Genomic DNA, 24,175 nt, shown 5'->3' with positions numbered 1-24,175 from the left:
ATGTCAAATGTTCAAGAACGCCTGCGGGTGCTGTTTTGTGACCACCTGGCCATTGCGCGCGGCAAATACGTCACGCTCAAGCCGGGTCAGGGCGGCGGTGCCCGATTTTGCCGGGGCACTTTTGGCGTCACTTACGAAAAAGAGCTGATCCCGGCCCCGGGTGCGATGGTCATGGAAGGCCTGCCCGACATGGAGGCCGTCTACACCCCTGAGGATATCCGCCCCGGCTGGCAGCCCTTCACCCAGGTGGCGATCGGTGACCTGAAGGCCAACGACGGCACGCCGCTGCCCATGTGCGGGCGCAGTGCCTTGAAGCGCGCCGTGGCCGACTGGCAGGCCATGGGCTACGACCCGATGGTGGGCATCGAGCTCGAAGCCTTTGCCTTCCAGATCGAGTCCGACGGCTCGCTCAAGCCTTATGACACGCCTGCGGCCCATGTGTATTCCACAGGTCCATTCTCCGACCCGAGGGGCTTCACCGACGCCCTGTGGGCGAAAGCCACAGCAGCGGGCTTTCGCATCGACAGCATGAACACCGAATACGATGCGCCCCAGTTCGAGTTCACGCTCACCTACGACCGCGCCGTCAAGGCCGTGGACGACATCTTCTTGTTCAGATTGCTGGCACGTGAAGTCGCTTTCCAGCACGGCATCGTGCTGACCTTCATGCCCAAGCCCATCCTCACAGTGGGTGGCAGCGGCGTGCACATCAACTTCAGCCTGCGCGATGGTCAAGGCCATAACGCTATCTCGGGCGGGCACGATGCCAGCCAGTTCAACGCCCTCACCCTGGGCTGCACCGCCGGACTGATGCACCACCACCAGGCGCTGGCGGGCTTGTTGGCCCCCAGCACCAATTCTTACCAGCGCCTGCAACCGGCGAGCCTGTCTGGCTTTTGGCAAAACTGGGCCGTGGACCACCGGGGCGTCACGGTGCGCTTGTCGGCCGAAACCGGACCCAGCGCGCGCATTGAGCACCGCATGGGCGACGCCGCCGCCAACCCCTATACCCACACCGCCGCAGTCTTGCAAGCGGCGCGTCTGGGCGTGGTCCATGCTTATGCACTCCAGCCCTTCGAAACGGGTGATTGCCTTGAAAACAAGGACGCCACCCAAAGCGTGCCCGAGACGCTGGCGGGGGCCCTCGCTGCGCTCGAAGCCGACACGGCCCTCACCCAGGCGCTGGGCGAAGTTCTGGTGGCCAACCATGTGGGCATCAAACGCCACGAGATCGAACGCACCGCAGGCCTGCAAGGCGATGCGCTGCGTGATTACTACATCCGATTCATCTGATCTGAAAGAACCCACCCCATGCCCCAAGTGCACTGGATCATGCGCAACGGCGACCGCGTGAGCGACGACGTGAACGACGGCACCAACCTGATGGATGCGGCGCAGATGAACGGCATTCCCGGTGTGGCGGGCGAGTGCGGCGGCTGCCTGTCGTGCGCCACCTGCCACGTCTATGTGGATGAAGCCTGGCTCGCAGCTTGCCCGCCGATGGATGATGTTGAAAACAGCATGCTCGACATCGTCATAGCGCCCCGCCAAAGCGGCAGTCGCCTGAGCTGCCAGCTGATCGCGTCGAGTGCGCTCGACGGCATCGTGTTGCATGTACCGGATTGAATCTTGATGGACCATTGATGCCTTGAACGGTTGGAGAAAAAATTGAAACAAGAACACATTGACGCGCTGCGTCACCAAACCATCCCTGATCAGGGCTTGTTGATCGACGGCCAGTGGGCTACTGCGGCATCGGGGCAGACGATGCCGGTGGTCTCGCCCATCGACGGGCAGACCTTGTGCACCCTGGCCGCCGCAGGGACAGAAGATGTCGACCGCGCCGTACAGGCTGCTCGGCGCACTTTTGAGCAAGGCGTGTGGTCGCGCATGGCGCCTGCCGAGCGTAAGAAAATTTTGCACCGCATTGCCGACCGCATTGAGTCGCACCACGCCGAGCTGGCGGTGCTGGGTGTGCGCGACAACGGCACCGAGATTGCCATGGCCTGGAAGGCCGAGCCGGGCAGTGCGGCGGGCACCTTCCGCTACTACGCCGAGTGCGTGGACAAGATCAACGGCGAGATCGCGCCCACGCCTGAAGGCACGCTGGGCCTCATCCACAAGGAGCCCGTGGGCGTGGTTGGGGCCATCGTGCCGTGGAACTTTCCGCTCATGATCGGCGCCTGGAAGATCGCACCGGCTCTGGCGGCGGGCAACTCGGTGGTGCTCAAACCTTCAGAAGACGCATCATTGTCTTTGCTGCGCCTGGCGCAGCTGTGCCTGGATGCGGGATTGCCCCCGGGCGTGCTCAATGTCGTCACCGGCACCGGCGCAGAGGCGGGGGAGGCGCTGGCGCGGCACATGGACGTGGACATCCTCACTTTCACTGGCTCTGGCCCGGTGGGACGCTTGCTGCTCAAGGCTTCGGCCGAGTCCAACCTCAAGCGGGTGTATCTGGAGCTGGGCGGCAAGTCCCCCAACATTGTTTTTGACGATGCGCCCGATCTGGCGCAGGCCGCCAAGGTGTCGGCCATGGGCATCTTCCGCAACAGTGGGCAGGTGTGTGTGGCGGGTTCGCGCCTCTTGGTGCAGCGCTCGGTGCACGACGAATTCGTGGAGCGCTTGCAAAACATCGCCTCTAGTTTGCGTGTGGGGGACCCGTTGGATGTGACGACCGACATTGGTGCGGTGAGCAGCGCCCGCCAACTGGCCCGCAACCAGAGCATGCTGACGCGTGCGCTGGCGCAGGGTGCGCGACTGCGCACCGGCGGTCAAGTGATTGCGCCTGTGCCCGGTGGCCACTACATGAGCCCCGCCGTGCTCGATGGCGTTCAGCCCGAGATGGAAATCGCCCGACAGGAGGTCTTTGGCCCGGTGCTGGCCGTCATGCCTTTTGATGATGAGGCCCATGCTGTGCGCCTGGCCAACGGCACCGAATACGGCTTGGCAGCAGGGGTGTGGACCGGCAGCCTCTCGCGTGCCCACCGCATGGTGCGCGCCATCAAGGCCGGGCTGGTGCATGTCAACACCTATGGCGGCCCGGACATCACCGTGCCACTGGGCGGCGTGCGGCAGTCGGGCAACGGGCACGACAAATCGATGCACGCGCTGGACAAATACCTGGACCTGAAGACCGCTTGGATTCAGCTCTGATTTTCAAGGAAAAAAGTGAATAACAATCAACTCAAGGCCGACAACGCCCAATACCTCTGGCACCCGATGGCCCATCCTGGCGCCATGAAGAAAACGGCCCCCGACATCATCGCCAAGGGAGAGGGTTGCTGGATCTGGGACGTGGACGGCCACAAGATGCTCGACGGCGTGGGGGGCCTGTGGGCCTGCAACCTGGGTCACAGCAACAAGCCCGTGCGCGACGCCATCGTGGCGCAGATGGACGAGCTGCCCTTTTACAACGTGTTTCGCGGCACCACCCATGTGCGGGCGATCGAGTTGTCCAAACGCCTGGTGCAGATGATGCAGCCCGAGGGTGTGGCCACGGTCATGTTTTCCAACGGGGGCTCCGACGCTGTGGAAGGCGCGCTCAAAGTGGCGCGTCAGTACTGGAAGCTCAAGGGTCAGGCCGACCGCTTCAAGTTCATCAGCCTGCGCCAGGGCTACCACGGGGTGCACTTTGGCGGCATGAGCGTGAACGGCAACACCAATTTCCGCCGTGCTTACGAGCCACTCCTGCCCGGATGCTTCCACGTCGACACGCCCTGGCTTTATCACAACCCCTACACCGATGACCCGATCCGTTTGGGCGAAATTTGTGCCGAAATGCTCGAGCGCGAGATCGTGTTCCAGGGGCCGGACACGGTGGCGGCTTTCATTGCCGAGCCGGTGCAGGGCGCGGGTGGTGTGATCGTGCCGCCCCCCAATTACTGGCCGCTGGTGCGCCAGATTTGCGACAAGTACGGCGTGCTTTTGATCGCCGACGAAGTGGTGACCGGCTTTGGCCGCAGCGGCGAGCTGTTCGGCACACGCCTCTGGGGGGTGAATGCAGACATGTGGTGCCTGGCCAAAGGAATTTCCTCGGGCTACATCCCCTTGGGGGCCACGGCCATCAACCACCGCATTGCGGACGTGTTTGACGCCGACACCACGGGCACGGCCTCGGTCTCGCACGGCTACACCTACAGCGCCCACCCCGTTGCAGCTGCGGCGGCGCTGGCCACGCTCGACCAGATCGAGGCGCTGGACATTCCGGGCAACGCCACCCGGGTGGGCGCGCCACTGCAGGCCCGCTTGCGCAAGCTGGTCGATACCTGCAGTTTTGTGGGCGATGTGCGTGGCGTGGGCCTGATGCTGGGCATCGAGATGGTGAGCGACAAGGCCCAACGCACCCCGATGACCCGCAGCAGCGACATCCCGGCGCGGGTGGCCAAAGCCGCCTACAAGGCGGGCCTGATGGTGCGCATTTCGGGGCCCAACCTGATTTTGTCGCCGCCTCTCGTCATCACCCGCGATGAGGTCGACTTCATGTGCGACGTGCTTGAAGCCGCATTTGCTGCTGTTCAAGAAGGCCGCGCATGAAGAGCCCCGTCATCCTGATCGTCGGCACGGTGGACACCAAGAGCGACGAGATCGGCTTCATGCGCGAGCAGGTGCTGGCCGCTGGCGGTCAGGCACTCATCATGGATGTGGGCGTGCTGGCCAAGGGGCAGGTGGTCCCGGACATCGCCAACACCGAGGTCGCGCAGGCGGCGGGCGTGACGCTGCAGCAAGTGATAGACAGCGGCGACGAAAACAGCGCCATGGCCTTGATGGCGCAAGGCGCATCAGCCCTGGCGGCCCAATTGCATCGCGCGGGCCGCATGGACGGCCTGCTGGTGCTGGGCGGCACCATGGGCACCGACCTGGCGCTGGACGTGGCCAGCAGCTTGCCGCTGGGCGTGCCCAAGGTGGTGCTGTCCACCGTGGCGTTTTCGCCCCTGTTGCCGCCCGAGCGCATGCCGCCCGATTTGATGATGGTGCTGTGGGCCGGGGGCTTGTATGGCCTCAACAGCCTGTGCCAGTCGGCCTTGGCGCAAGCCGCAGGTGCGGCTGTAGGAGCGTGCCTCCTGGCGCGAGCGCCGCGTTTTGCGCGGCCCGTGGTCGGCATGACCTCGCTGGGCTCGAGCTGCTTGAAATACATGGTGCAACTGCAGCCCGAACTCGACCAGCGCGGGTTTGACCTGGCCGTGTTCCATACCACGGGCATGGGGGGCAGGGCATTTGAATCGCTGGCCGCGCAAGGCCAGTTCGCCTGCGTGATGGACTTCAGCCTGCAGGAAATGGTCAACCAAATGGGCGGCTCGGTGGTGAGCGCCGGACCTGACCGCTTGATGGGCGCGGCTCTGAAAGGCGTGCCGATGATCGTGGCCCCCGGAGCCACCGACCTGGTGGACTACCCGGCTTGGGGGCAAATGCCCGAGCGTTTTGCCGGGCGCCCCTCGCACGACCACAACCGCTTGATTGCTTCGGTGGGCATCGACGCCGAGATGCGCCGCGAATTTGCCCGCGAGCTGGCCAGCCGCTTGCGCCAGGCCCGTGGCCCAGTGCACCTGGTGCTGCCCCTGCAGGGCATCCAAGAGTGGGACCGGGCCGGCGCGCCGCTGCACGATCCCGAAGGCCTGGCGGCCATGATGGACGAATGCGGCCAATGCGACTGGGGCTCGGCCGAAGTCTCGCGCATCGACGCGCACATCAACGACGCGGCGTTTGTGCAGCAGGTGCTGCAGGTGTTTGACGATTGGCTGGCCCGTGGGCGGGTGGCGCCCGCTACTGGCATGAAAGCCGCCCATGTTTGATGCGGTCAGACCCGAAGACAAGGCCTTGATTTTGGACTTTGGTGGCGTCATCAGCCGCACCCTGTTTGAAACCCACGCCTTGAGCGAGACCGCTTTGGGCTTGGCTGCGGGCACGCTCACTTGGCAAGGCCCGTTTGCGCCTGACACCGATGCGCTTTGGCAAGCCATGCAGGCCGAGCAGATCAGTGAACGCGATTACTGGATACAACGCACCCGCGAGGTGGGGCGCTTGTTGGGTGAAGACTGGGGTGAGATGCAAACCTTTGTCCGGCGCGCTCGGGGGGCGGACGTGCAGGCCGTGATCCGGCCTGAGGCGGTGGCGGCCATCCACCAGGCCAAGGCGCAAGGTTACAAGCTGGGCATTTTGTCCAATGAGCTGGATCTGTTTTACGGCGCGGATTTCCGCGCGCGTTTGCCCTTGCTCCAGCAGTTTGATGTGATCGTGGACGCCACTTACACCCAGATCCTCAAACCCGATCCACGCGCTTACCAGGCTTGTTTGCAGGCCTTGGGGGTGCCGGCCGAGCATGCGGTGTTTGTGGACGACCAGCTGCGCAACGTGGCGGGAGCGCAGCGCTGCGGCTTGGCCGCAGTGCATCTGGATGTCTGCCTACCCGGTGCCGGTTTTGCCATCGCCCTGCAAATGCTGGCGGCGCTGTGATGCCGTGTCAAAGGGTTCGGGGCTGAGGGGGCTGTGACTCCCCTGTGCAGGGCTGAGTTTGCAAAAACTTTATGATGATGACTCTGAACAAAACCAGGAGACACGACATGAACGACTTGAACGCATGGGGCCAACGCCGCGCTTTTTTGAAGGCCATGGCCGCCGTGACGGGCTCACTGCCCCTGTGGGCCCAAGCCCAAAGCACGTGGCCTACCAAACCGGTGAACCTGATCGTGCCTTTTCCGGCGGGTGGCGGCACCGATGCGTTTGCTCGGCCCATGTCGGCCCAGTTTGCCAAGCTGACGGGCAAACAACTCATCATTGACAACCGGGGCGGTGCCGGTGGCACGCTGGGCGCGGGCATTGCGGCCAAGGCTGCGCCGGATGGCTACAACCTGTTCATGGGGGCGGTGCACCACACGATTGCGCCCAGCATGTACCCCCGCCTCGACTATGACCTGGAACGCGACTTGGTGCCCTTGATCCAGGTGGCCAGCGTGCCCCAGGTGTTGGTGGTCAATCCCAAAAAAGTGCAGGCGGCCGACTTCAAGGCCTTCCTCGATTTAGTGAAAAAGAACCCCGGCCGACTGAACTATGGCTCTGCCGGGGGCGGCACCTCGCACCACTTGGCGGGCGAGTTGTTCAAGCTGCAGACCCAAACCTTCATCACGCACATTCCTTACCGGGGTGCTGGCCCGGCCCTGCAAGACCTGATCGCCGGCAACGTGGACATGATGTTCGATGGCCTGGGATCATCAGCAGCGCACATCAAGGGCGGTCGCATCAAGGCCTTGATGGTCTCGGGGGCCAAGCGCAGTCCGGCTTTTCCAGATGTGCCTTGCTCGGCCGAGCTGGGTTTGCCCGATTACACCGTCTCCACCTGGTACGGCGTGTGGGCCCCTAAAAGCACGCCCGCCGATGCACAGGCCAAGGCCATCGAAGAGCTGCGCCGCTCTTGCCAAACCGACGAGGCCAAGGCTGTGTGGTCCAACCAAGGGGCTGAGTTTCCCAACCTCACGGGCGGGCAGTTTGATGCGTTCATCAAAAAAGAGCTGATCAAATGGGCCCAGGTGGTCAAAGCCTCAGGGGCCAAACTCGACTGAGTCGGCCCATCGGCAGCTTGGGGCCCTTGCATCTGCGGTGTGGCGGGCCTTTTTTTCTCGTTTGCATTTTGAAACCATGAGCTCCAACAACTTGTTTTCTGCCCTGCGGGCTGCTTTCCCTGCCGATTTGACGGCGGTGGCGGTCGAAACGGACGAAGGCCTGCGCTACAGCTGGCAAGACCTCGACCGCGCCACAGCCATGATGGCCAATTTGCTGCAGTCCCTCGACTTGCCCGAAGGCAGCCGGGTGGCGGTGCAGGTCGAAAAATCTGTCGAAGCCATGATGCTGTACCTGGCGACGCTGCGCGCTGGCTATGTGTTTTTGCCACTCAACACCGCTTACCAAAGCGCCGAGATCGATTACTTCATTGGCAATGCCGAGCCTGCCGTGGTGGTGTGCAGTCCGGCCAATTTTGGCTGGGTCAGCAAGATTGCCTTCAAGGCGGGCACGCAGCATGTGTTCACGCTGGGCGATGACCGCACGGGCAGCTTGCTCGAGCGGTCCGCGCACCACAGCGACCAGCACACACCTGCGGCGCGCCAGAGCGATGATCTGGCCGCCATTTTGTACACCAGCGGCACCACCGGCCGCAGCAAAGGGGCCATGCTCACGCACGGCAACTTGCTGAGCAATGCCGTCACGCTCAAGGATTACTGGGGCTGGAAATCAACCGGTGGGCCTGAAGGCCGTGGCGATGTGCTTATCCACGCCTTGCCCATCTTCCATGTGCATGGTTTGTTTGTGGCCATCCATGGCGCCTTGATCAACGGCAGCAAGATGATTTGGATGGCCAAGTTCGAGCCGAAACGCGTCATCGCCCGCATGCAAGAGGCCACCGTGTTCATGGGCGTGCCCACGCTGTATGTGCGCATGCTGGCCGAGCCTACGCTCGACAAGGCGGCGGTGAAAAACATGCGCCTGTTCATTGCCGGGTCCGCCCCCTTGTTGATCGAGACCTTCACCGAATGGCAGCAGCGCACAGGCCACACCATTTTGGAGCGTTACGGCATGAGCGAGACCGCCATGCTGACCTCCAACCCCTATGCCGCCGACAAGCGTTATGCCCAACAGGCCGAGCGGCGTGGCGGCACGGTGGGCTTTCCTTTGCCGGGCGTGTCTTTGCGGGTGTTGGGTGACGATGGGCAAGCCTTACCGGTGGATGAGATCGGCGGCATTCAGGTCCAAGGACCCAATGTGTTCAAGGGCTACTGGCGCATGCCCGAGAAAACGGCCGAAGAGTTCACCACCGACGGTTTCTTCAAAACCGGCGATGTGGGCAAAGTGGATGAGCGCGGTTATGTGGTCATCGTCGGCCGCAGCAAGGACTTGATCATCAGCGGCGGCTACAACGTGTACCCGGCCGAGATCGAGGGCTACATCAACGAGTTGAATGGGGTTGCTGAAAGTGCTGTTGTGGGCGTGCCTCACCCGGACTTTGGTGAGGTGGGGGTGGCCGTGGTCATTGCCAAGCCTGGGGCCACTGTGCAGCCTGAGGCCATCCTGGCCGAGCTCAAGGCCAAGCTGGCAAATTTCAAGATCCCCAAGCGCTGCTTTGCGGTGGCCGAGTTGCCACGGAACACCATGGGCAAGGTGCAAAAGAACCTGCTGCGCGAGCAACACAAAAACCTGTTCTTGGCCTGAGGGGACTTTAGGATTTAAAGGTCCAGAAATCATGCCAAAAGTTGATGCTGGCGCGGACCTGAGTCCTCTCAGGGACGTTCACGGCCCAAATGGCAGGGGGTCAGCGCAAGACCAGTACCGGAATATGTGAATGCGTCAGCACCTGTTGGGTTTCGCTGCCCAGCAGCAGGCGTTTGATGCCTTTGCGCCCATGTGACGCCATCACGATCAGGTCGGCTTTGTGCTTTTTGGCCGCTGCAATGATGGCGTCAGAAACGACGTCGGATTTGACCGTGATGGTTTTGGCGCTGACGGCTTTGGCCTTGGCGCTTTTTTCGACTGCGGCCAACTGGACTTGTGCGGCTTCGGTCCACTGGCTTTCCAAGCGGGAGATTTCATCGCTGGACAGGGGGATGCTGCCTTCAAAGTAAGCCTGTGGGTAGCGCGGCACCACCTTGATGGCGATCAGCTCTGCGCCACAGGTGGCCGCCAGTTCGATGGCGCTGGCCACGGCTTTTTTGGACAAGGTGGAACCGTCGGTGGCCACAAGGATGCGTTTGTACATGAGGTGCTCCTGTTGAAAAGATGACAAAAACCCAGCTTAAAAGAGCCGCAAATGGGGGCGCTTGATGTACATCAAGCTTTGATCGGGCAGGCTGTCGTATCTTCAAAACATGACCCAAGTCAATGTTTTGCTAGGCCAGCGACCCGCTTCTCCCCAAGCGTTGGAATCGGCTGCGCCTGAGCTGACACAGGCCCATCGCGACACCCCGCAGCAGCGGCTGGCGCTGCTGGATGCGCCTGAGGAGTGGGCGGCGTTCAGCTTGCCCGAAAAAACTGAGTCGGGCTGCTGGCGCTCCAGCGTCGTGTTCGAGGGCATGCATTGCGCGGCCTGCGCCATCACTCTCGAAGATGCTTTGCGCGCCGTGCCGGGCGTGCGGTCGGTGCAGATCAGCGGTGCCAGCCACCGGGGCCAGATCGTCTGGTCGCCCGAGCTGACCCGCCCCTCTGAATGGATGCGCTCGGTCGAGCGCCATGGCTACAAGGCCTTGCCCGCGAACGACGCCCATGCCCATGCGCGCAGGCGTGAAGAGGCCCGCCGCATGGTCTGGCGCTGGTCTGTGGCAGCCCTGTGCATGATGCAAGTCATGATGTACGCCACGCCAACGTACCTCACGCAACCAGGCGAGATTTCAGACGAAGCCTTGCATTTGCTGCGCTGGGCATCGTGGGTGTTGTCCTTGCCGGTGATGTTTTTCTCCTGCACGCCATTTTTAAGCAACGCCTGGCGCGACCTGCGCGAGCGCCAGATCAGCATGGATTTGCCCGTGGCCCTGGGCATGGTGGTGACGTTTGTGGTCAGCACGCTGGGCACCTTCGAGCCTCAAGGTCCTTTTGGTGCCGAGATCTTTTTTGACTCGTTCACCATGTTTGTGTTCTTTTTGCTCACGGGCCGCTGGCTGGAGCTGCGCATGCGCGACCGCACGGCCGGGGCGCTGGAGGCGGTGCTCAACCGCTTGCCCGACAGCGTGCGCAAGCGCCAGACCGATGGCACTTGGGCGCTGATGTCCATTCGCCGCTTGCAAGTTGGTGATGTGATCGAGGTTTTGCCCGGTGAGGCTTTTGCGGGCGATGGCCTGGTGTTGGTGGGCCAAACCCAGGTGGACGAGGCCTTGCTGACCGGTGAGTCGCGCCCGTTGGCGCGGCGTGCAGGTGACCGCGTGATTGCGGGCAGCCACAACCTGAGCGGCACGCTGCAGGTGCAGATCGAGCAAATTGGCGCGGCCACCCGCTATGCGCAAATTGTGACGCTGATGGAAAGCGCCTCGGTCTCCAAACCCGCCATGGCGCTGCTGGTGGACCGCTGGGCCAAGCCCTTTTTGGTGGTGGTGATGTTGACCTCGTTGGCCTCGGCCATTTATGGGTGGCCGACCGACCCCGCGCACGCGGTGATGGTGGCGGTCGCCATGCTGATCGTGACCTGTCCTTGCGCTTTGTCGCTGGCCACGCCTGCCGCCATGTTGGCCACGGCCGGGGCCTTGGCGCGCAGCGGCGTGCTGGTGCGGCGCCTGAGTGCCCTGCAAAACCTGGCCCTCATTGACACCGTGATTTTTGACAAGACCGGCACCCTGACACGCGATGCCTTCGAAGTGGCCCATATTCATACCCGCGACGGTGTGAGCCATTCCCAGGCCCTGGACTGGGCAGGCAGCCTGGCACGGCATTCACTGCACCCGGTCTCGCGCGCCTTGTGGTCCGAGGCCCGGCGTCGCGCCGAAGCCGCTGGACGTTTGGACGCGCTTGAAGCATTGACTGCGCACGACGTGAACGAGCTGGCAGGGCAGGGGGTGCAAGGCGTTTTGACGCAGTCAGGCCAAGAGCCCCAAGCCTTGCGTTTGGGCTCGGCCGCTTTTTGCGCAGCGCCTTCACGCGCCGGGCACCACCTGCAGGTCAGCCTGGCCGATGCGTCAGGCTGGCTGGCCAGCTTTGAGTTGGCCGAGCAAGTGCGCCCCGAGGCCTCGGGTGTGGTGCAGGCCTTGGCGCAAATGGGTTTGAGCCTGAAGGTCTTGTCCGGCGACGGCCCTGCTGCAGTGGCCCAGGTGGCCCAGGCCGTGGGCATTGCCGATGCGCAAGGCGGCTGCAGCCCCCAGCACAAATTGCAAGCGCTGCAGGCTTTGCAGGCTCAGGGTCACAAAGTGGCCATGGTGGGCGACGGCCTGAACGACGGCCCGGTGCTGGCCGGGGCCGATGTGTCTTTTGCGTTGGGCCAGGCGGTGCCGCTGGCGCAGGCCCAATCCGATTTCGTGCTGATGGGCGGGCAACTCGCTGTGTTGGTCAGCACCTTGCAGCGCAGCCGTCAAACCATGCGCATCGTGCGGCAAAACCTGTGGTGGTCGGCGGCCTACAACGCCACTTGTGTGCCACTGGCCCTGATGGGCTGGCTGCCCGCCTGGGCCGCTGGCCTGGGCATGGCGCTCAGCTCTTTGCTGGTGGTTCTCAATGCCTTGCGCCTGTCTCAGGCCTTGCCTGATTCGCTGCAGCAGCAGGCGCTGGTCCTTCAATCCGTTTGAGAAAACAGCATGGACATCTTGTATTTGCTGATCCCACTGTCTGTGGCCTTGGTGTTTTTCATCCTGGCTGGGCTGTGGTGGGCGATTGACCGAGGTCAGTTCGAAGACATCGAGTCCGAAGGCGAGCGAATTTTGCGTGACGATTGATTTTGATCAAGTCCTTGCAATGTGCGCCCGTGCACACTCGGTTTGAAGATTTAAAAACAAGAGGTAAACATGAAATTTGCCAATATGCAGGCGACGTCTTACAACGACAAAGTGGTCAGACAATTTGCCATCATGACGGTGGTCTGGGGTGTGGTGGGCATGCTGGTGGGCGTGATCATCGCGGCCCAACTGGCGTGGCCGGAGCTCAACTTCGGCATTTCTTGGCTCAGCTATGGCCGCTTGCGCCCATTGCACACCAACGCGGTGATTTTTGCGTTCGGGGGTTGCGGCTTGTTCGCTGCCGCTTATTACGTGGTGCAGCGCACCTGCAATGTGCGCTTGTTCAACGACAAACTGGCCGCTTTCACGTTTTGGGGTTGGCAATTGGTCATCGTGCTGGCCGCCATTTCCTTGCCCTTGGGTTTCACCCAAGGCAAGGAATACGCCGAACTCGAGTGGCCCATCGACATCTTGATCGCGCTGGTCTGGGTGGCCTTTGCGGTGGTGTTCTTTGGCACCGTGGGCACCCGCAAGGTGCGTCACATTTATGTGGCCAACTGGTTCTTTGCTGCGTTCATCATCGCGGTGGCCTTGCTGCACATCGTCAACGCTGCGGCCTTGCCTGTGGGCTTGATGAAGTCCTACTCGGCCTATGCGGGTGTGCAGGACGCGATGGTGCAGTGGTGGTACGGCCACAATGCGGTGGGCTTCTTTTTGACGGCAGGTTTTCTGGGCATGATGTATTACTTCATCCCCAAACAGGCCGAGCGACCCGTTTACTCGTACCGCCTGTCGATCGTGCACTTTTGGGCGCTGATTTTCACGTACATGTGGGCTGGCCCCCACCACCTGCACTACACCGCCTTGCCTGACTGGACACAGTCTGTGGGCATGGTGTTCTCGCTGATTTTGTTGGCCCCCAGTTGGGGCGGCATGATCAACGGCATCATGACTTTGTCGGGTGCCTGGCACAAACTGCGCGACGACCCGATCCTGCGCTTTTTGATCGTGTCCTTGTCTTTCTACGGCATGTCGACCTTCGAAGGTCCGATGATGTCCATCAAGACTGTCAACGCCCTGAGCCACTACACCGACTGGACCGTGGGCCATGTGCACTCGGGTGCTTTGGGTTGGGTGGGCCTGGTGACCATGGGCTCGATGTACTACCTGATTCCCCGCCTGTTTGGCCAAAAGCAGATGTACAGCGTCAAAGCCATTGAGATCCATTTCTGGACCGCCACCATCGGCATCGTGATCTACATCGCCGCCATGTGGATTGCCGGGGTCATGCAGGGCCTGATGTGGCGCGCCATCAACACCGACGGCACCCTGACCTACACCTTTGTGGAATCGGTCAAAGCCACTTACCCGTTCTACGTGTTGCGTTTGATCGGTGGTTTGCTGTACCTGACGGGCATGGTCATCATGCTCTGGAACACCATCAAGACCGTGACCCAAGGTCGTTCGGTTGAAGTCCGCATCCCCACACTCGCCCCCACACTCGCCCCCGCACTCGCCTGAGGAGAAATACAACATGGCTGAAACCCCAAAAACAGGCGGTCTTTCGCACGAGAAGGTCGAGACCAACAACTTCCTGATGATCGTGCTGATCCTGGTGGTGTTGCTGGTCGGCGGCATGGTTGAAATCGTGCCCTTGTTCTTCCAGAAGTCCACCACCGAGCCGGTGCCGGGCCTCAAGCCCTACACCGCGATGCAAGTGGTGGGGCGTGATATTTACGTGCGCGAAGGCTGCTACAACTGCCACTCGCAGATGATCCGTCCCTTCCGTGCCGAGACACTTCGCTACGGCTCTTACTCGCTTGCCGGTGAATTCGTCTACGACCGCCCCTTCCAGTGGGGCAGCAAGCGCACGGGGCCCGATTTGGCTCGCGTGGGCGGTCGTTACAGCGACGACTGGCACCGCATTCATTTGACTAACCCGCGTGATCTGGTGCCCGAGTCCAACATGCCCGCGTACCCTTGGCTGGAGAAATCATCCGCAAACGCGGCCTCCATCCAGGCCCACATGAACGGCTTGCGCACCTTGGGTGCCCCTTACAGCGACGAAGAAATCGCCAAGGCACCGGAAGAAGTCAAGGGCAAAACCGAGCTGGACGCCGTCATCGCCTACCTGCAGGTGCTGGGCACCCACCGCAAATAAGGAATGGTCATGGACATCAACACCCTGCGATCCATCGTCACCTTGCTCGCCTTTTGCTGTTTCATCGGCATCGTGGTGTGGGCTTGGTCGCGCCGCAACCAGACCGATTTTGACGAGGCAGCGCAACTGCCGTTTCGTCAGGACGACTGAGCCGTCCTCCTGCACTTAAAACAATACCAAGGAATCTCCATGAGTGACTTCATCAGCAATTTCTGGCACTTGTACGTGGCCGGCATCACGCTGGTCAGCATCATCGCCTGCTTGGCTTTGCTGTGGTTCAGCGGCAAGGCCAAGGCCATGACGGCCAACGACAACACCACCGGCCACGTCTGGGACGGTGATCTGCGCGAGATGAACAACCCGCTGCCACGCTGGTGGGTGGGCTTGTTCATCATCACCATCATTTTTGCTTTTGTTTACCTCGCCATGTACCCGGGCGCAGGCAATTTTGCCGGCAAATTTGGCTGGTCATCGGCCGGTCAGTACGAGGCCGAAGTGGCCAAAGGCAATGCCGAAGTGGCCCCGCTGTATGCCAAGTTTTCGGGCATGCCGCCTGAGCAGGTGTCCAAGGACCCGCAGGCCCTGGCCATTGGCGACCGCCTTTTCATGAACAACTGCGCCCAGTGCCACGGCTCTGACGCACGCGGCAGCAAAGGCTTCCCCAACTTGGCCGATGCCGATTGGCTGTATGGCGGCACGCCCGATGCGATCAAAGCGAGCTTGGTGCAAGGGCGCATCGGCAACATGCCGCCCATGGCCGCCGCAGTGGGTACGCCCGATGACGTGCGCAACGTGGCGCACTATGTGCTGAGCATGTCGGGCAGTCCGCACGACTCGCTGCGCGCACAGCTGGGCAAGTCCAAGTTTGGTGCTTGCGCGGCCTGCCACGGCATAGACGGCAAGGGCAACCACGCCATGGGTGCCCCCAACCTGACGGACGACATCTGGTTGCACGGCTGGGGTGAAAACGCCATCGTGAACACGATCAACAACGGCAAGGTCAACCAGATGCCTGCACAGGCTGCCAAGTTGACGGAAGGCCAGATCCATGTCTTGGCATCCTACGTCTGGGGCTTGTCCAACAACGCTGTGGCCAGCGCACAAGCGAGCCCGGCCAAGTGATCTGAACCCCCTGCATCAGGCTGGACCTGGTGCAGCATTTGAACCAAGGTCTGTATTTTGTCTGCCCCTGAAGATCGCCCCTCTCGCAGCTTGATTCCGATTACCCCTGTGCCCGCTGAGGGCGATGTGGAATTGGTGCCGCTGTACCAGGCACACCAAAAAATCTACCCCCGCAGTGTTCAGGGCGTGTTCGCCCAATGGCGTTGGCTGATGGTGGTGATCACGCAGCTGGTTTTCTACGGCCTGTCTTGGCTGGAGTGGGGGCAGCGCCAGGCGGTGCTGTTCGACCTGGGCGCTCGCCGTTTCTACATCTTCGGCCTGGTGTTGTACCCACAGGACTTCATTTACCTGACGGCTTTGCTGGTCATCTCGGCGCTGTCACTGTTTTTGTTCACGGCAGTCGCTGGGCGCTTGTGGTGCGGCTTTGCTTGCCCGCAAACGGTGTACACCGAAATTTTCTTGTGGATCGAGCGCCAGTTTGAAGGCGACCGTTCCGCACGCATGCGACTGGATGCCGCGCCTTTGAGCATCAACAAGGCTTGGCGCAAAACCGGCAAGCAACTGGCTTGGATCGTGTTGTCGCTCTGGACCGGTTTCAGCTTTGTCGGCTACTTCACGCCGATTCGCGAGTTGACGGCATCCATCTTGTCGCTGGGTTTTGGCCCCTGGGAAATTTTCTGGATTCTGTTTTACAGCTTGGCCACTTACGGCAATGCGGGCTTCATGCGCGAGCAAGTGTGCAAATACATGTGCCCGTATGCGCGTTTTCAGAGCGCCATGTTCGACAAGGACACCTTGATCGTCACCTACGACGAAGCGCGTGGTGAGCCACGGGGTGCCCGCTCCAAAAAATCAGACCCCAAATCCCTGGGGCTGGGCGCTTGTGTGGACTGCACCTTGTGTGTGCAGGTCTGCCCCACCGGCATCGACATCCGCCAAGGCTTGCAGTACGAGTGCATTGGCTGCGGGGCCTGTGTGGACGTGTGCGACAACGTGATGGACAAGGTGGGCTACGAGCGGGGCTTGATCAAGTTCTCCACGCAAAACGCCATGGAAAAAGGCTGGAGCTGGGCGCAAACGCTGCGGCGCATTTTCCGCCCTCGGGTGTGGGTCTACACCGCTGTGCTGTGGGCCATCATCATTGGCGTTGGCGTGTCTTTGTGGCTGCGCGAACCGTTCAAGGTGGACATCGTGCGCGACCGCGCCACCATGGCCCGCATCGTGACGGGCGGCAAGATTGAAAACGTGTACAGATTGCAAATCATGAATGCCGCTGAGCAGACCTTGAGCTTACAATTGCAAGTCGATGGCTTGCCGGGCCTGAGCCTGGCCACCGAGCCGCTGGTGGAGGTGGGTGCCACCGAGTCGCGTTGGGTGTCCGTGCGTTTGCAAGTGCCGTATGACGCTGCGCCTGCTGGCTCACACCCGATCCATTTCCGCATCGAGTCCCATTCGCCTGATGGCCAATCGGTCGGCCGACTGAGCGAAAAAACCGTGTTTCTGGTCCCTCGCTGAGTGCCCCCATTTTTGAAAGACAACCATGATGGACAACGTTCTCAATGCGCGCAAAGAGGGGCAACCCTGGTGGCGTTTTGGCTTGGTGTGGATGGTTTTTGGCGGCCCCGCCGTGGTGGTGGTGGCCGGATTCACCACGCTTTACATTGCGATCACCAACCCAGACCCGGTGATTCAAGATACGCCGCGCACCGCCATGCAAGAGCGCCAGGGCATCACCCATGTGCCCGCCATGCAAGGGCGCAACCATGCAGCCACGGGCGAGTTGCCCGCGGCACTGCAAGCGCCGGCTGCTGAGCCCACCAAACCTTGATGCCGAAAGAAGGCGCGTTACGCGCAGCCGGTGCAGTGCTGGAGCCCAGGAGTCAGTGGCAATGGGAGGTGTTGTTGACCAGCCGCTGCAAGCTTTCTTTGTCCATGATGCGCACATGGCGTTGCTTGACTTCCAGAGTGCCATCCTCGACGAACTTGGAGAAAGTGCGGCTGACGGTCTCCAGCTTGAGGCCCAAGTAGCTGCCGATCTCTTCACGCGTCATGCGCAAGACCAGCTCTGATTGGGAAAATCCACGCGCATTCAGGCGCTGCACCAGGTTTAGCAAAAAGGCGGCCAAGCGCTCTTCGGCGCGCATGCTGCCCAGCAGCAGCATCACACCGTGCTCGCGCACAATTTCGCGGCTCATGATCTTGTGCACATGGTGTTGCAAAGCGGTGATTTCGCGCGAGATTTCCTCAATCCGGTCAAAGGGCAAGACACACACCTCGGCGTCTTCCAGCGCCACCGCGTCGCAGCTGTGCTGGTCGTTCACGATGCCATCCAGGCCAATGATCTCGCCCGCCATCTGAAAGCCCGTGACCTGGTCGCGCCCGTCTTCGGTGGCCAGGCAGGTCTTGAAGAAACCGGTGCGGATGGCGTACAGCGAAGTGAACTTTTCGCCATTGGTGAACAAGGTGTCGCCCCGCTTGACCTTGCGGCGCACGGCCACCAGATCGTCGAGCCGATTCAGGTCCTGGTCGCTCAGGCCCACGGGCATGCACAACTCGCGCAAGTTGCAATTGGAGCAGGCGACTTTGATGGCTTGGGGATTCATGGTTTATCTCTTGGTGGCGCAATGGATTTGCCTTGGATCAAGACTTGAGCTTATACCGAATCATCCGCTAAATTTGAGGGTATACCCTGCAATCATTCCAATTACATGAAAACCCGTATAAGGTTTGATCTGGGTCAACAAAGAGGCAGATGCGAACGGGCAAAGTGAGGTGTCGTTTTGAACACACCCGAATGAAGGGGCAGACACATGTCCGTCATCACGCCGCAATTGCTGACACGCTTTGACGTGCCCGGCCCGCGCTACACCTCCTACCCCACAGCTGACCGTTTTGTCGAAGCCTTTGGTGAGGCCGATTACGTGCAAGCGCTGCAGCAGCGCCAATCGGGCACAGTGGGCAAGCAGCCACCGCTGTCGCTGTACGTGCACATCCCGTTTTGCGAATCACTGTGCTATTACTGCGCTTGCAACAAAATCATCACCCAACACAAAGAGAGGGCTGCGGAATATTTGCTCTACCTGGGCAAAGAGGTTGAGTTGCACACCCAGCATTTGGGGCGCGGTCAAGCCGTCAGCCAGTTGCATCTGGGCGGCGGCACGCCCACCTTCATGAGCGACGAGGAGTTAGGGCAACTCATGGCCATGCTGCGTGAGCACTTCAAATTCGTACCGGGTGGTGAATATTCTGTAGAAGTGGATCCCCGCACCGTCGACGAGCAGCGGCTGGCGGTGCTGGCCGAATTGGGGTTCAACCGCCTGAGTTTTGGTGTGCAGGACTTTGACCCTGCGGTGCAGAAAGCCGTGCACCGCATCCAGCCTGCGGACCAGGTGTTTGCGTTGGTCGAGGCGTCCCGACGTCTGGGTTTTGAGTCGGTCAACGTCGACTTGATTTATGGCTTGCCCCTGCAAACGCCGGAATCTTTTGACCGCACCTTGGCGCAAGTCAACCGCCTGCGCCCGGACCGCATTGCCCTGTATGCCTATGCGCATTTGCCCGAACGCTTCAAGCCGCAGCGGCGCATTCATGCGGAAGATCTGCCAGTTGGGGCGGCCAAGGTGGCCATGCTTTCGCGCTCGCTCGACGCCCTGACCGATGCGGGCTATGTGTATATCGGCATGGACCACTTTGCCTTGCCCGATGACGCTTTGGCCGTGGCCAAGCGGCAGGGGCGTTTGCACCGCAACTTCCAGGGCTACAGCACGCATGCCGATTGCGACCTGATTGCCCTGGGCGTGTCCTCAATTGGCCGCATTGGCTCGACCTACAGCCAGAACGCCAAGACGATGGAGGCGTACGTCGATCTGCTTGACCAAGGCCATTTGCCGGTGGTGCGCGGCTTGGCGCTGACGCGCGACGACCTGATCCGCCGCTCGGTCATCATGGCGCTCATGTGCCAAGGGCAGTTGCAATACGAATCCATCAACCTGGCCTGGCTGGTCGACTTCAAGACCCTGTTTGCCCAAGAGCTGATCCAGCTTGAAGAGATGCAGGCGCAAGGCCTGGTGCAGTTGAGCGAGAGCGGCATTCAGGTCACGGCCATGGGCTGGTTCTTTGTGCGCGGCGTGGCCATGGTGTTTGACCGCTATGTGCAGGCTGACCGCAACCGCTCTCGGTTTTCCAAAATCATTTGATGCCTGCGCACATGGGTTGGGCCGCATCGGGGGCGGTCTGCATCGAGGTCGGCCCCCATCGCCGACAATGCAGCCCTTGACATTCAAGCGGACACATCATGCAAAGTTCTTTGGCCATCACGGCCTTGATGATGGGGGTGCTGGGAGGCCCCCACTGCGTGGCCATGTGCGGCGCGGCCTGTGCGGGGCTGGGTCAGGCGGCGGGTGAGCGCCGTGGCCAGGCTTTGCTGGCTTTTCAGTTGGGGCGCTTGGCGGGCTACTCGCTGCTGGGTGCCGTGGCCGCGGCCAGTGTGCAGGGCCTGGGTTGGTTGACCACGCAGTCGGCAGCCATTCGTCCAGTCTGGACCTTGTTGCACCTGACGGCCTTGGTGCTGGGCTTGCTGCTCATGCTGCAGGCGCGGCAACCCATGTGGCTCGATGCCGCAGCGCGCCGTTTGTGGACGCGTGTGCGGGCTTTCAACAACCGCTGGGGACGCGCCGCACCCTGGATGGTGGGCGGGCTATGGGCCTTAATGCCCTGTGGTTTGCTGTATTCGGCCTTGATGGTGGCGGCCTTGACCAGCCAGCCTTTGGATGGCGCAGTCACCATGGCCTTGTTTGCCTTGGGCAGCAGCATCAGCCTGTGGGCCGGGCCTTGGCTGTTTTTGCGCATGCAGACCCTGGGCGACGGGGCCTGGGGCATGCGTGTGGCGGGTTTGGCCTTGGCGTCCGTGTCGGCCTGGGCCTTGTGGATGGGGCTGGTGCATGACCAGGCGCCGTGGTGCATCAATTAACGAAACGAATGCTGGGTTGAACCCAGCCCGTCACGCAGCACCCATGCCTTTGTTGAACATGTAGGCCGCAAGAAACACCAGGAAGAAAGAAAACACCCTTTTCAGTTTCTTCACAGGCAGTCGATGCGCCGCTCTGGCACCGAAAGGCGCCGTCACAACGCTGAAACAGGCAATGACCACCATGCCAGGCAACCAGATGTAGCCAAGTGACCAGGCGGGCAGGTTCTCCAGTTTCATACCGCTGATGACAAAGCCGGTGACATTCGCCAGTGCAATAGGGAATCCCAAGGCAGCGCTGGTGCCGATGGCGTTGTGTATGGCCACGTTGCACCAGGTCATCAAAGGCACACTCACGAAAGCACCCCCAGCCCCGACCAAGCCAGACAGCAAGCCGATCAGACCCCCCATGCCCAATTGACCTGCGAAACCCGGCATTTGACGCGATGGCTTGGGTTTTTTATCCAAGAACATTTGAAAGGCAGAAAAAGATACAAACAGGCCAAACAAAATGGCCAATGTGCTGCCTTTAACAGCCACAAAAATCCAGAGGCTGGCCATGGCACTGCCAAGCACAATGCCGGGTGCTAAACCTTTGACCAAGTCCCAACGCACAGCGCCCAATTTTTGGTGGGTTCTTACGCTAGAGACCGATGTGAACAAAATGGTCGACATGGACGTCACAATCGCCATTTTGATGGACAGGTCCTCTCCTACGCCCATGTTGCCGAGTAAAAAACTCAACACGGGAACCATCATCAAGCCACCGCCCAAACCCAACAACCCGGCCATGAACCCCGCAACGGTGCCAGTCAGGGCCAGTTCCAAAAAGATTTGAGCTTCCATGGGGCTTAGGCCAATCCGAGCTTTTGCGCCATGCCAATGCGTTGCAATTTACCGGTAGCCCCTTTGGGAATTTCATCCATCAGCAAAACCTTGCGCGGCACTTTGAAATCAGCCAACCGTGTCGCTGTGTATTCGCGCAGTTCTTTTTCAGTGGCCGTCATGCCCTCGCGCAAGACCACGGCAGCGCCCACTTCCTCGCCCAATTTGTCATGGGGGATGCCAAAGCAAACCACCTGTGCGACTGCAGGATGGTCCATCAAGACTTCATCGACTTCGCGTGGGCTGATTTTTTCTCCGCCGCGGTTGATGATTTCTTTGAGCCTGCCTGTGATGCTGACATAACCCTCTGCATCCAAGATGCCTTGGTCACCCGTTCTGAACCATCCATTCGTGAAGGCCTCCGCGTTGGCTTTGTCGTTGTTCTCGTAGCCAGGCGTGACGTTGCTGCCGCGGATCACAATTTCGCCTGTGCTCCCTGCTGGCAATAACTCACCCTCTGCACTCATGATGGCAATCTCGGGGCCTGCGGCCAAACCGACAGTGCCAGGTTTTCTTTGGCCAGGCGGCAGCGGATTGCAAGCCATTTGGTGAGCCGCTTCGGTCATGCCATAAGCTTCGATCACAGGTGCCTTGAAGGTGGCTTCGAGTTCTGCCAAAACCTGCGGCGGTAACGAAGAAGATGACGAGCGAATGAATCGAAGTGGCACCCTGGCGATGACTTCTTTGTTGTTGGTTGACCTGGACAAAATAGCCTGGTGCATGGTGGGCACAGCGGTGTACCAAGTGGGCTTGACTTCGTCCATTTGGCCGAAGAACTTCAAGGCATTGAAGCCACTGGTGCAAAAGACTTCTCCACCTTGAGACAGAGGCGCCAAGATGCCGGCAATCAGACCGTGAATGTGAAAGAGCGGCATGACATTCAAGCCGCGATCAGAACTGGTAAAGCGCGTGCTGTGGGCAATGTTTTGCGCTGAAGCACTCACGTTGCGGTGCGTCAGCGGAACAATTTTGGGGCGCGATGTGGTGCCCGATGTGTGAAGGACCAAGGCCACGTCGTCAGGCTGTGCTGGACCAGGATGCTGCGCCGCCTTGGGCGAGAGGCCGTTCATGTTCAGCGTGAAAGAGCCTGCGCCCATGCTGGGTGTGGGTTCGAGTTCAATGAGTGCGATGCCCATTTTGGCGGCCACGGCCACGGCAGGACTGCTCGAACCTTTTTCAACGACCAAGGCTTTGGCGTTCAAGTCATTCAGGTAAAACTCGAATTCATCGGCACGGTAGCTGGGGTTCAAGGGCGCTGACGTACAGCAGCAAGCCACAGTCACAAAACTGGCCGCCATTTCTGCGCTGTTGGGCAAAACGAGCGCCACCCGATCGTTCCTGCCAATGCCAACTTGGTTCAATTCTTTTTGAACATAGTGGTTCAGTTGCCTTAATGCTGAATAGCTGAGAGGCGCACTGTTGGCGGCCGTTAAGCAAACTGACTGGTCATGACCAAAAGCCAAAAGATCGATTAGGGTTTTCATGGGTGCAGGATGAAAAATTTTGATTAAGGGTAATTTCTACTCGACAAGTTGCCAAGCATTCTATTAGGATACTTCAGAGTTAAATTACTTACCAAGGAGTATATTTTGAAAACCCACCTGTCGATCTTCCTTAAAACTGCCGCCTTGGTTGCTGGCGGCCTCTTGTGCTCGAACACCTTTGCACAGGCCAAATGGGAGCCCACCAAAAGTGTTGAATTCATCGTGCCCGCTGGCACAGGCGGTGGTGCTGATCAAATGGCACGGTTTCTTCAAGGTGTCATCAGCAAGCACAAACTGATGGCCCAACCTTTGGTGGTGGTCAACAAGTCGGGGGGGGCCGGTGCAGAAGGATTTTTGGATGCCAAAGGCGCTCGTCCGGATGGCCACAAAATCATCATCACGCTGTCCAATTTATTCACCACACCGTTGGCAACGGGCGTGCCCTTCAATTGGAAGGACCTGACACCTGTGGCCATGTTGGCTTTGGACGAGTTCGTGCTTTGGGTCAATGCCGAGTCACCTTATAAATCGGTGGGCGACCTCACCAAGGCCATTAAACAAGCTGAAACTGGCAAATTCAAAATGGGTGGAACCGGCTCGAAGCAAGAGGATCAGATCATCACTGTGGCCATTGAAAAAGCCACCGACAAAAAAATGATCTACATCCCTTTCAAAGGCGGTGGTGATGTGGCGGTTCAATTGGTGGGAAAGCACGTGGACACCACGGTGAACAACCCCATTGAAGCGGTGGCCCATTGGAAGGGCGGCACTTTGAGAGCACTGTGTGTGTTTGATTCTCAGGTCATGCCATATCCCAAAAAAATCACCCCCACACAGTCGTGGAAAGACATTCCCACCTGCAAATCACAAGGCCTCGATGTGGAGTATTTGATGTTGCGCGGCATTTTCATGCCGCCCAAGGCCACGCCAGCACAAGTGACTTATTTCACCGATGTGTTCCAAAAAGTACGCCAACTGCCTGAGTGGAAAGAATTCATGGAGACCGGCGCTTTCAAAGAAACCTTCATGATGGGACAGCAGTTTCAAGATTGGTTGCTGAAAGCAGAGGTGGAGCATTTCCGTCTCATGCGTGAAGCTGGCTTCCTGGCCAAATAAAAACCCTCAAGGACCTCATCATGAAATCCGGTTCACACCTGCAAATGCGGTG

General features: G+C 60.3%; 23 protein-coding genes. 19 read left to right on the top strand and 4 right to left on the bottom strand.

The window, feature by feature from the left end; genetic code table 11:
* From Q0O99_RS12365 to Q0O99_RS12330, 8 genes are all read left to right on the top strand, one after another.
* Window positions 1–1,293, top strand: coding sequence for a glutamine synthetase family protein (locus Q0O99_RS12365; protein WP_293751939.1), 1,293 nt, complete (start codon window positions 1–3; stop codon window positions 1,291–1,293).
* Window positions 1,294–1,311: 18 nt separating this feature from the next.
* A complete protein-coding gene (locus Q0O99_RS12360; protein ID WP_293751937.1) occupies window positions 1,312–1,626 on the top strand; it encodes a 2Fe-2S iron-sulfur cluster-binding protein in 315 nt (104 codons plus the stop codon).
* Window positions 1,627–1,668: 42 nt separating this feature from the next.
* On the top strand, window positions 1,669–3,153 hold the full coding sequence (locus Q0O99_RS12355) for an aldehyde dehydrogenase (RefSeq protein WP_293751935.1): 1,485 nt from the start codon (window positions 1,669–1,671) through the stop codon (window positions 3,151–3,153).
* A 15-nt stretch (window positions 3,154–3,168) separates the two neighbouring features.
* Window positions 3,169–4,533 carry an aminotransferase class III-fold pyridoxal phosphate-dependent enzyme gene (locus tag Q0O99_RS12350; RefSeq protein ID WP_293751933.1) on the top strand — a complete coding sequence of 455 codons (1,365 nt, stop codon included), beginning with the start codon at window positions 3,169–3,171 and terminating at the stop codon, window positions 4,531–4,533.
* Complete coding sequence (locus Q0O99_RS12345) at window positions 4,530–5,789, top strand: Tm-1-like ATP-binding domain-containing protein (protein WP_293751931.1); 1,260 nt, start codon at window positions 4,530–4,532, stop codon at window positions 5,787–5,789. The genes Q0O99_RS12350 and Q0O99_RS12345 overlap by 4 nt, the downstream gene beginning before the upstream one ends.
* Window positions 5,782–6,450, top strand: coding sequence for an HAD-IA family hydrolase (locus tag Q0O99_RS12340; protein ID WP_293751929.1), 669 nt, complete (start codon window positions 5,782–5,784; stop codon window positions 6,448–6,450). Before Q0O99_RS12345 ends, Q0O99_RS12340 begins: the two co-directional genes overlap by 8 nt.
* Window positions 6,451–6,605: 155 nt before the next feature.
* On the top strand, window positions 6,606–7,553 hold the full coding sequence (locus tag Q0O99_RS12335) for a tripartite tricarboxylate transporter substrate binding protein (RefSeq protein ID WP_293751983.1): 948 nt from the start codon (window positions 6,606–6,608) through the stop codon (window positions 7,551–7,553).
* A 76-nt stretch (window positions 7,554–7,629) separates the two neighbouring features.
* The gene (locus tag Q0O99_RS12330; protein ID WP_293751927.1) at window positions 7,630–9,195 is read left to right on the top strand and encodes a malonyl-CoA synthase; all 1,566 of its coding nucleotides are present in this window, start codon (window positions 7,630–7,632) and stop codon (window positions 9,193–9,195) included.
* 100 nt (window positions 9,196–9,295) lie between these two features.
* Here Q0O99_RS12330 and Q0O99_RS12325 read toward each other — a convergent pair whose 3' ends face one another.
* Window positions 9,296–9,739: a universal stress protein gene (locus tag Q0O99_RS12325; RefSeq protein WP_293751925.1), complete on the bottom strand. Its 444-nt coding sequence runs from the start codon at window positions 9,737–9,739 to the stop codon at window positions 9,296–9,298.
* 109 nt (window positions 9,740–9,848) lie between these two features.
* Here Q0O99_RS12325 and Q0O99_RS12320 point away from each other — a divergent pair, with 109 nt between their 5' ends.
* From Q0O99_RS12320 to Q0O99_RS12285, 8 genes are all read left to right on the top strand, one after another.
* On the top strand, window positions 9,849–12,245 hold the full coding sequence (locus tag Q0O99_RS12320) for a heavy metal translocating P-type ATPase (protein ID WP_367185246.1): 2,397 nt from the start codon (window positions 9,849–9,851) through the stop codon (window positions 12,243–12,245).
* A gap of 9 nt (window positions 12,246–12,254) precedes the next feature.
* Complete coding sequence (gene ccoS, locus Q0O99_RS12315) at window positions 12,255–12,392, top strand: cbb3-type cytochrome oxidase assembly protein CcoS (RefSeq protein ID WP_293751923.1); 138 nt, start codon at window positions 12,255–12,257, stop codon at window positions 12,390–12,392.
* 69 nt (window positions 12,393–12,461) lie between these two features.
* Window positions 12,462–13,913, top strand: coding sequence for a cytochrome-c oxidase, cbb3-type subunit I (gene ccoN, locus Q0O99_RS12310; RefSeq protein ID WP_293751921.1), 1,452 nt, complete (start codon window positions 12,462–12,464; stop codon window positions 13,911–13,913).
* A 13-nt stretch (window positions 13,914–13,926) separates the two neighbouring features.
* Window positions 13,927–14,553: a cytochrome-c oxidase, cbb3-type subunit II gene (ccoO, locus tag Q0O99_RS12305; RefSeq protein WP_293751919.1), complete on the top strand. Its 627-nt coding sequence runs from the start codon at window positions 13,927–13,929 to the stop codon at window positions 14,551–14,553.
* A 9-nt stretch (window positions 14,554–14,562) separates the two neighbouring features.
* Window positions 14,563–14,703: a cbb3-type cytochrome c oxidase subunit 3 gene (locus Q0O99_RS12300; RefSeq protein WP_293751917.1), complete on the top strand. Its 141-nt coding sequence runs from the start codon at window positions 14,563–14,565 to the stop codon at window positions 14,701–14,703.
* A 39-nt stretch (window positions 14,704–14,742) separates the two neighbouring features.
* Window positions 14,743–15,675 carry a cytochrome-c oxidase, cbb3-type subunit III gene (gene ccoP / locus Q0O99_RS12295; RefSeq protein ID WP_293751915.1) on the top strand — a complete coding sequence of 311 codons (933 nt, stop codon included), beginning with the start codon at window positions 14,743–14,745 and terminating at the stop codon, window positions 15,673–15,675.
* Between the two features lie 57 nt (window positions 15,676–15,732).
* A complete protein-coding gene (ccoG, locus tag Q0O99_RS12290; RefSeq protein ID WP_293751913.1) occupies window positions 15,733–17,190 on the top strand; it encodes a cytochrome c oxidase accessory protein CcoG in 1,458 nt (485 codons plus the stop codon).
* 25 nt (window positions 17,191–17,215) lie between these two features.
* On the top strand, window positions 17,216–17,503 hold the full coding sequence (locus Q0O99_RS12285; protein WP_367185245.1) for a nitrogen fixation protein FixH: 288 nt from the start codon (window positions 17,216–17,218) through the stop codon (window positions 17,501–17,503).
* 52 nt (window positions 17,504–17,555) lie between these two features.
* On the opposite strand, the gene fnr is transcribed toward Q0O99_RS12285, so the two are convergent.
* On the bottom strand, window positions 17,556–18,278 hold the full coding sequence (gene fnr / locus Q0O99_RS12280) for a fumarate/nitrate reduction transcriptional regulator Fnr (protein ID WP_293751911.1): 723 nt from the start codon (window positions 18,276–18,278) through the stop codon (window positions 17,556–17,558).
* Window positions 18,279–18,485: 207 nt separating this feature from the next.
* On the opposite strand from fnr, the gene hemN reads away from it, so the two are divergent.
* Window positions 18,486–19,868, top strand: a complete 1,383-nt coding sequence (hemN, locus tag Q0O99_RS12275; protein ID WP_293751909.1) for an oxygen-independent coproporphyrinogen III oxidase — start codon at window positions 18,486–18,488, stop codon at window positions 19,866–19,868.
* A gap of 98 nt (window positions 19,869–19,966) precedes the next feature.
* Window positions 19,967–20,641 carry a sulfite exporter TauE/SafE family protein gene (locus Q0O99_RS12270; protein WP_293751907.1) on the top strand — a complete coding sequence of 225 codons (675 nt, stop codon included), beginning with the start codon at window positions 19,967–19,969 and terminating at the stop codon, window positions 20,639–20,641.
* Between the two features lie 30 nt (window positions 20,642–20,671).
* On the opposite strand, the gene Q0O99_RS12265 is transcribed toward Q0O99_RS12270, so the two are convergent.
* Complete coding sequence (locus tag Q0O99_RS12265) at window positions 20,672–21,484, bottom strand: sulfite exporter TauE/SafE family protein (protein ID WP_293751905.1); 813 nt, start codon at window positions 21,482–21,484, stop codon at window positions 20,672–20,674.
* 5 nt (window positions 21,485–21,489) lie between these two features.
* On the bottom strand, window positions 21,490–23,007 hold the full coding sequence (locus Q0O99_RS12260) for an acyl--CoA ligase (RefSeq protein ID WP_293751903.1): 1,518 nt from the start codon (window positions 23,005–23,007) through the stop codon (window positions 21,490–21,492).
* 144 nt (window positions 23,008–23,151) lie between these two features.
* On the opposite strand from Q0O99_RS12260, the gene Q0O99_RS12255 reads away from it, so the two are divergent.
* A complete protein-coding gene (locus Q0O99_RS12255) occupies window positions 23,152–24,123 on the top strand; it encodes a tripartite tricarboxylate transporter substrate binding protein (RefSeq protein WP_293751977.1) in 972 nt (323 codons plus the stop codon).
* The last annotated feature ends 52 nt before the right edge of the window (window positions 24,124–24,175 follow it).

It is taken from the genome of Limnohabitans sp. Rim8 (assembly GCF_945901735.1).
In the GTDB taxonomy this organism is placed as follows: Bacteria; Pseudomonadota; Gammaproteobacteria; order Burkholderiales; family Burkholderiaceae_C; genus Limnohabitans_A.
This window is presented reverse-complemented; position numbering and strand designations above follow the sequence as displayed.

Coding starts and splice junctions, on each gene's coding strand:
- Q0O99_RS12345 (WP_293751931.1), top strand. CDS start 4,530: ATGAAGAGCCCCGTCATCCTGATCGTCGGCACGGTGGACACCAAGAGC.
- ccoP (WP_293751915.1), top strand. CDS start 14,743: ATGAGTGACTTCATCAGCAATTTCTGGCACTTGTACGTGGCCGGCATC.
- Q0O99_RS12340 (WP_293751929.1), top strand. CDS start 5,782: ATGTTTGATGCGGTCAGACCCGAAGACAAGGCCTTGATTTTGGACTTT.
- Q0O99_RS12365 (WP_293751939.1), top strand. CDS start 1: ATGTCAAATGTTCAAGAACGCCTGCGGGTGCTGTTTTGTGACCACCTG.
- Q0O99_RS12285 (WP_367185245.1), top strand. CDS start 17,216: ATGATGGACAACGTTCTCAATGCGCGCAAAGAGGGGCAACCCTGGTGG.
- Q0O99_RS12330 (WP_293751927.1), top strand. CDS start 7,630: ATGAGCTCCAACAACTTGTTTTCTGCCCTGCGGGCTGCTTTCCCTGCC.
- Q0O99_RS12320 (WP_367185246.1), top strand. CDS start 9,849: ATGACCCAAGTCAATGTTTTGCTAGGCCAGCGACCCGCTTCTCCCCAA.
- Q0O99_RS12360 (WP_293751937.1), top strand. CDS start 1,312: ATGCCCCAAGTGCACTGGATCATGCGCAACGGCGACCGCGTGAGCGAC.
- Q0O99_RS12300 (WP_293751917.1), top strand. CDS start 14,563: ATGGACATCAACACCCTGCGATCCATCGTCACCTTGCTCGCCTTTTGC.
- ccoN (WP_293751921.1), top strand. CDS start 12,462: ATGAAATTTGCCAATATGCAGGCGACGTCTTACAACGACAAAGTGGTC.
- Q0O99_RS12270 (WP_293751907.1), top strand. CDS start 19,967: ATGCAAAGTTCTTTGGCCATCACGGCCTTGATGATGGGGGTGCTGGGA.
- ccoO (WP_293751919.1), top strand. CDS start 13,927: ATGGCTGAAACCCCAAAAACAGGCGGTCTTTCGCACGAGAAGGTCGAG.
- Q0O99_RS12260 (WP_293751903.1), bottom strand. CDS start 23,007: ATGAAAACCCTAATCGATCTTTTGGCTTTTGGTCATGACCAGTCAGTT.
- hemN (WP_293751909.1), top strand. CDS start 18,486: ATGTCCGTCATCACGCCGCAATTGCTGACACGCTTTGACGTGCCCGGC.
- fnr (WP_293751911.1), bottom strand. CDS start 18,278: ATGAATCCCCAAGCCATCAAAGTCGCCTGCTCCAATTGCAACTTGCGC.
- Q0O99_RS12265 (WP_293751905.1), bottom strand. CDS start 21,484: ATGGAAGCTCAAATCTTTTTGGAACTGGCCCTGACTGGCACCGTTGCG.
- Q0O99_RS12325 (WP_293751925.1), bottom strand. CDS start 9,739: ATGTACAAACGCATCCTTGTGGCCACCGACGGTTCCACCTTGTCCAAA.
- Q0O99_RS12335 (WP_293751983.1), top strand. CDS start 6,606: ATGGCCGCCGTGACGGGCTCACTGCCCCTGTGGGCCCAAGCCCAAAGC.
- ccoS (WP_293751923.1), top strand. CDS start 12,255: ATGGACATCTTGTATTTGCTGATCCCACTGTCTGTGGCCTTGGTGTTT.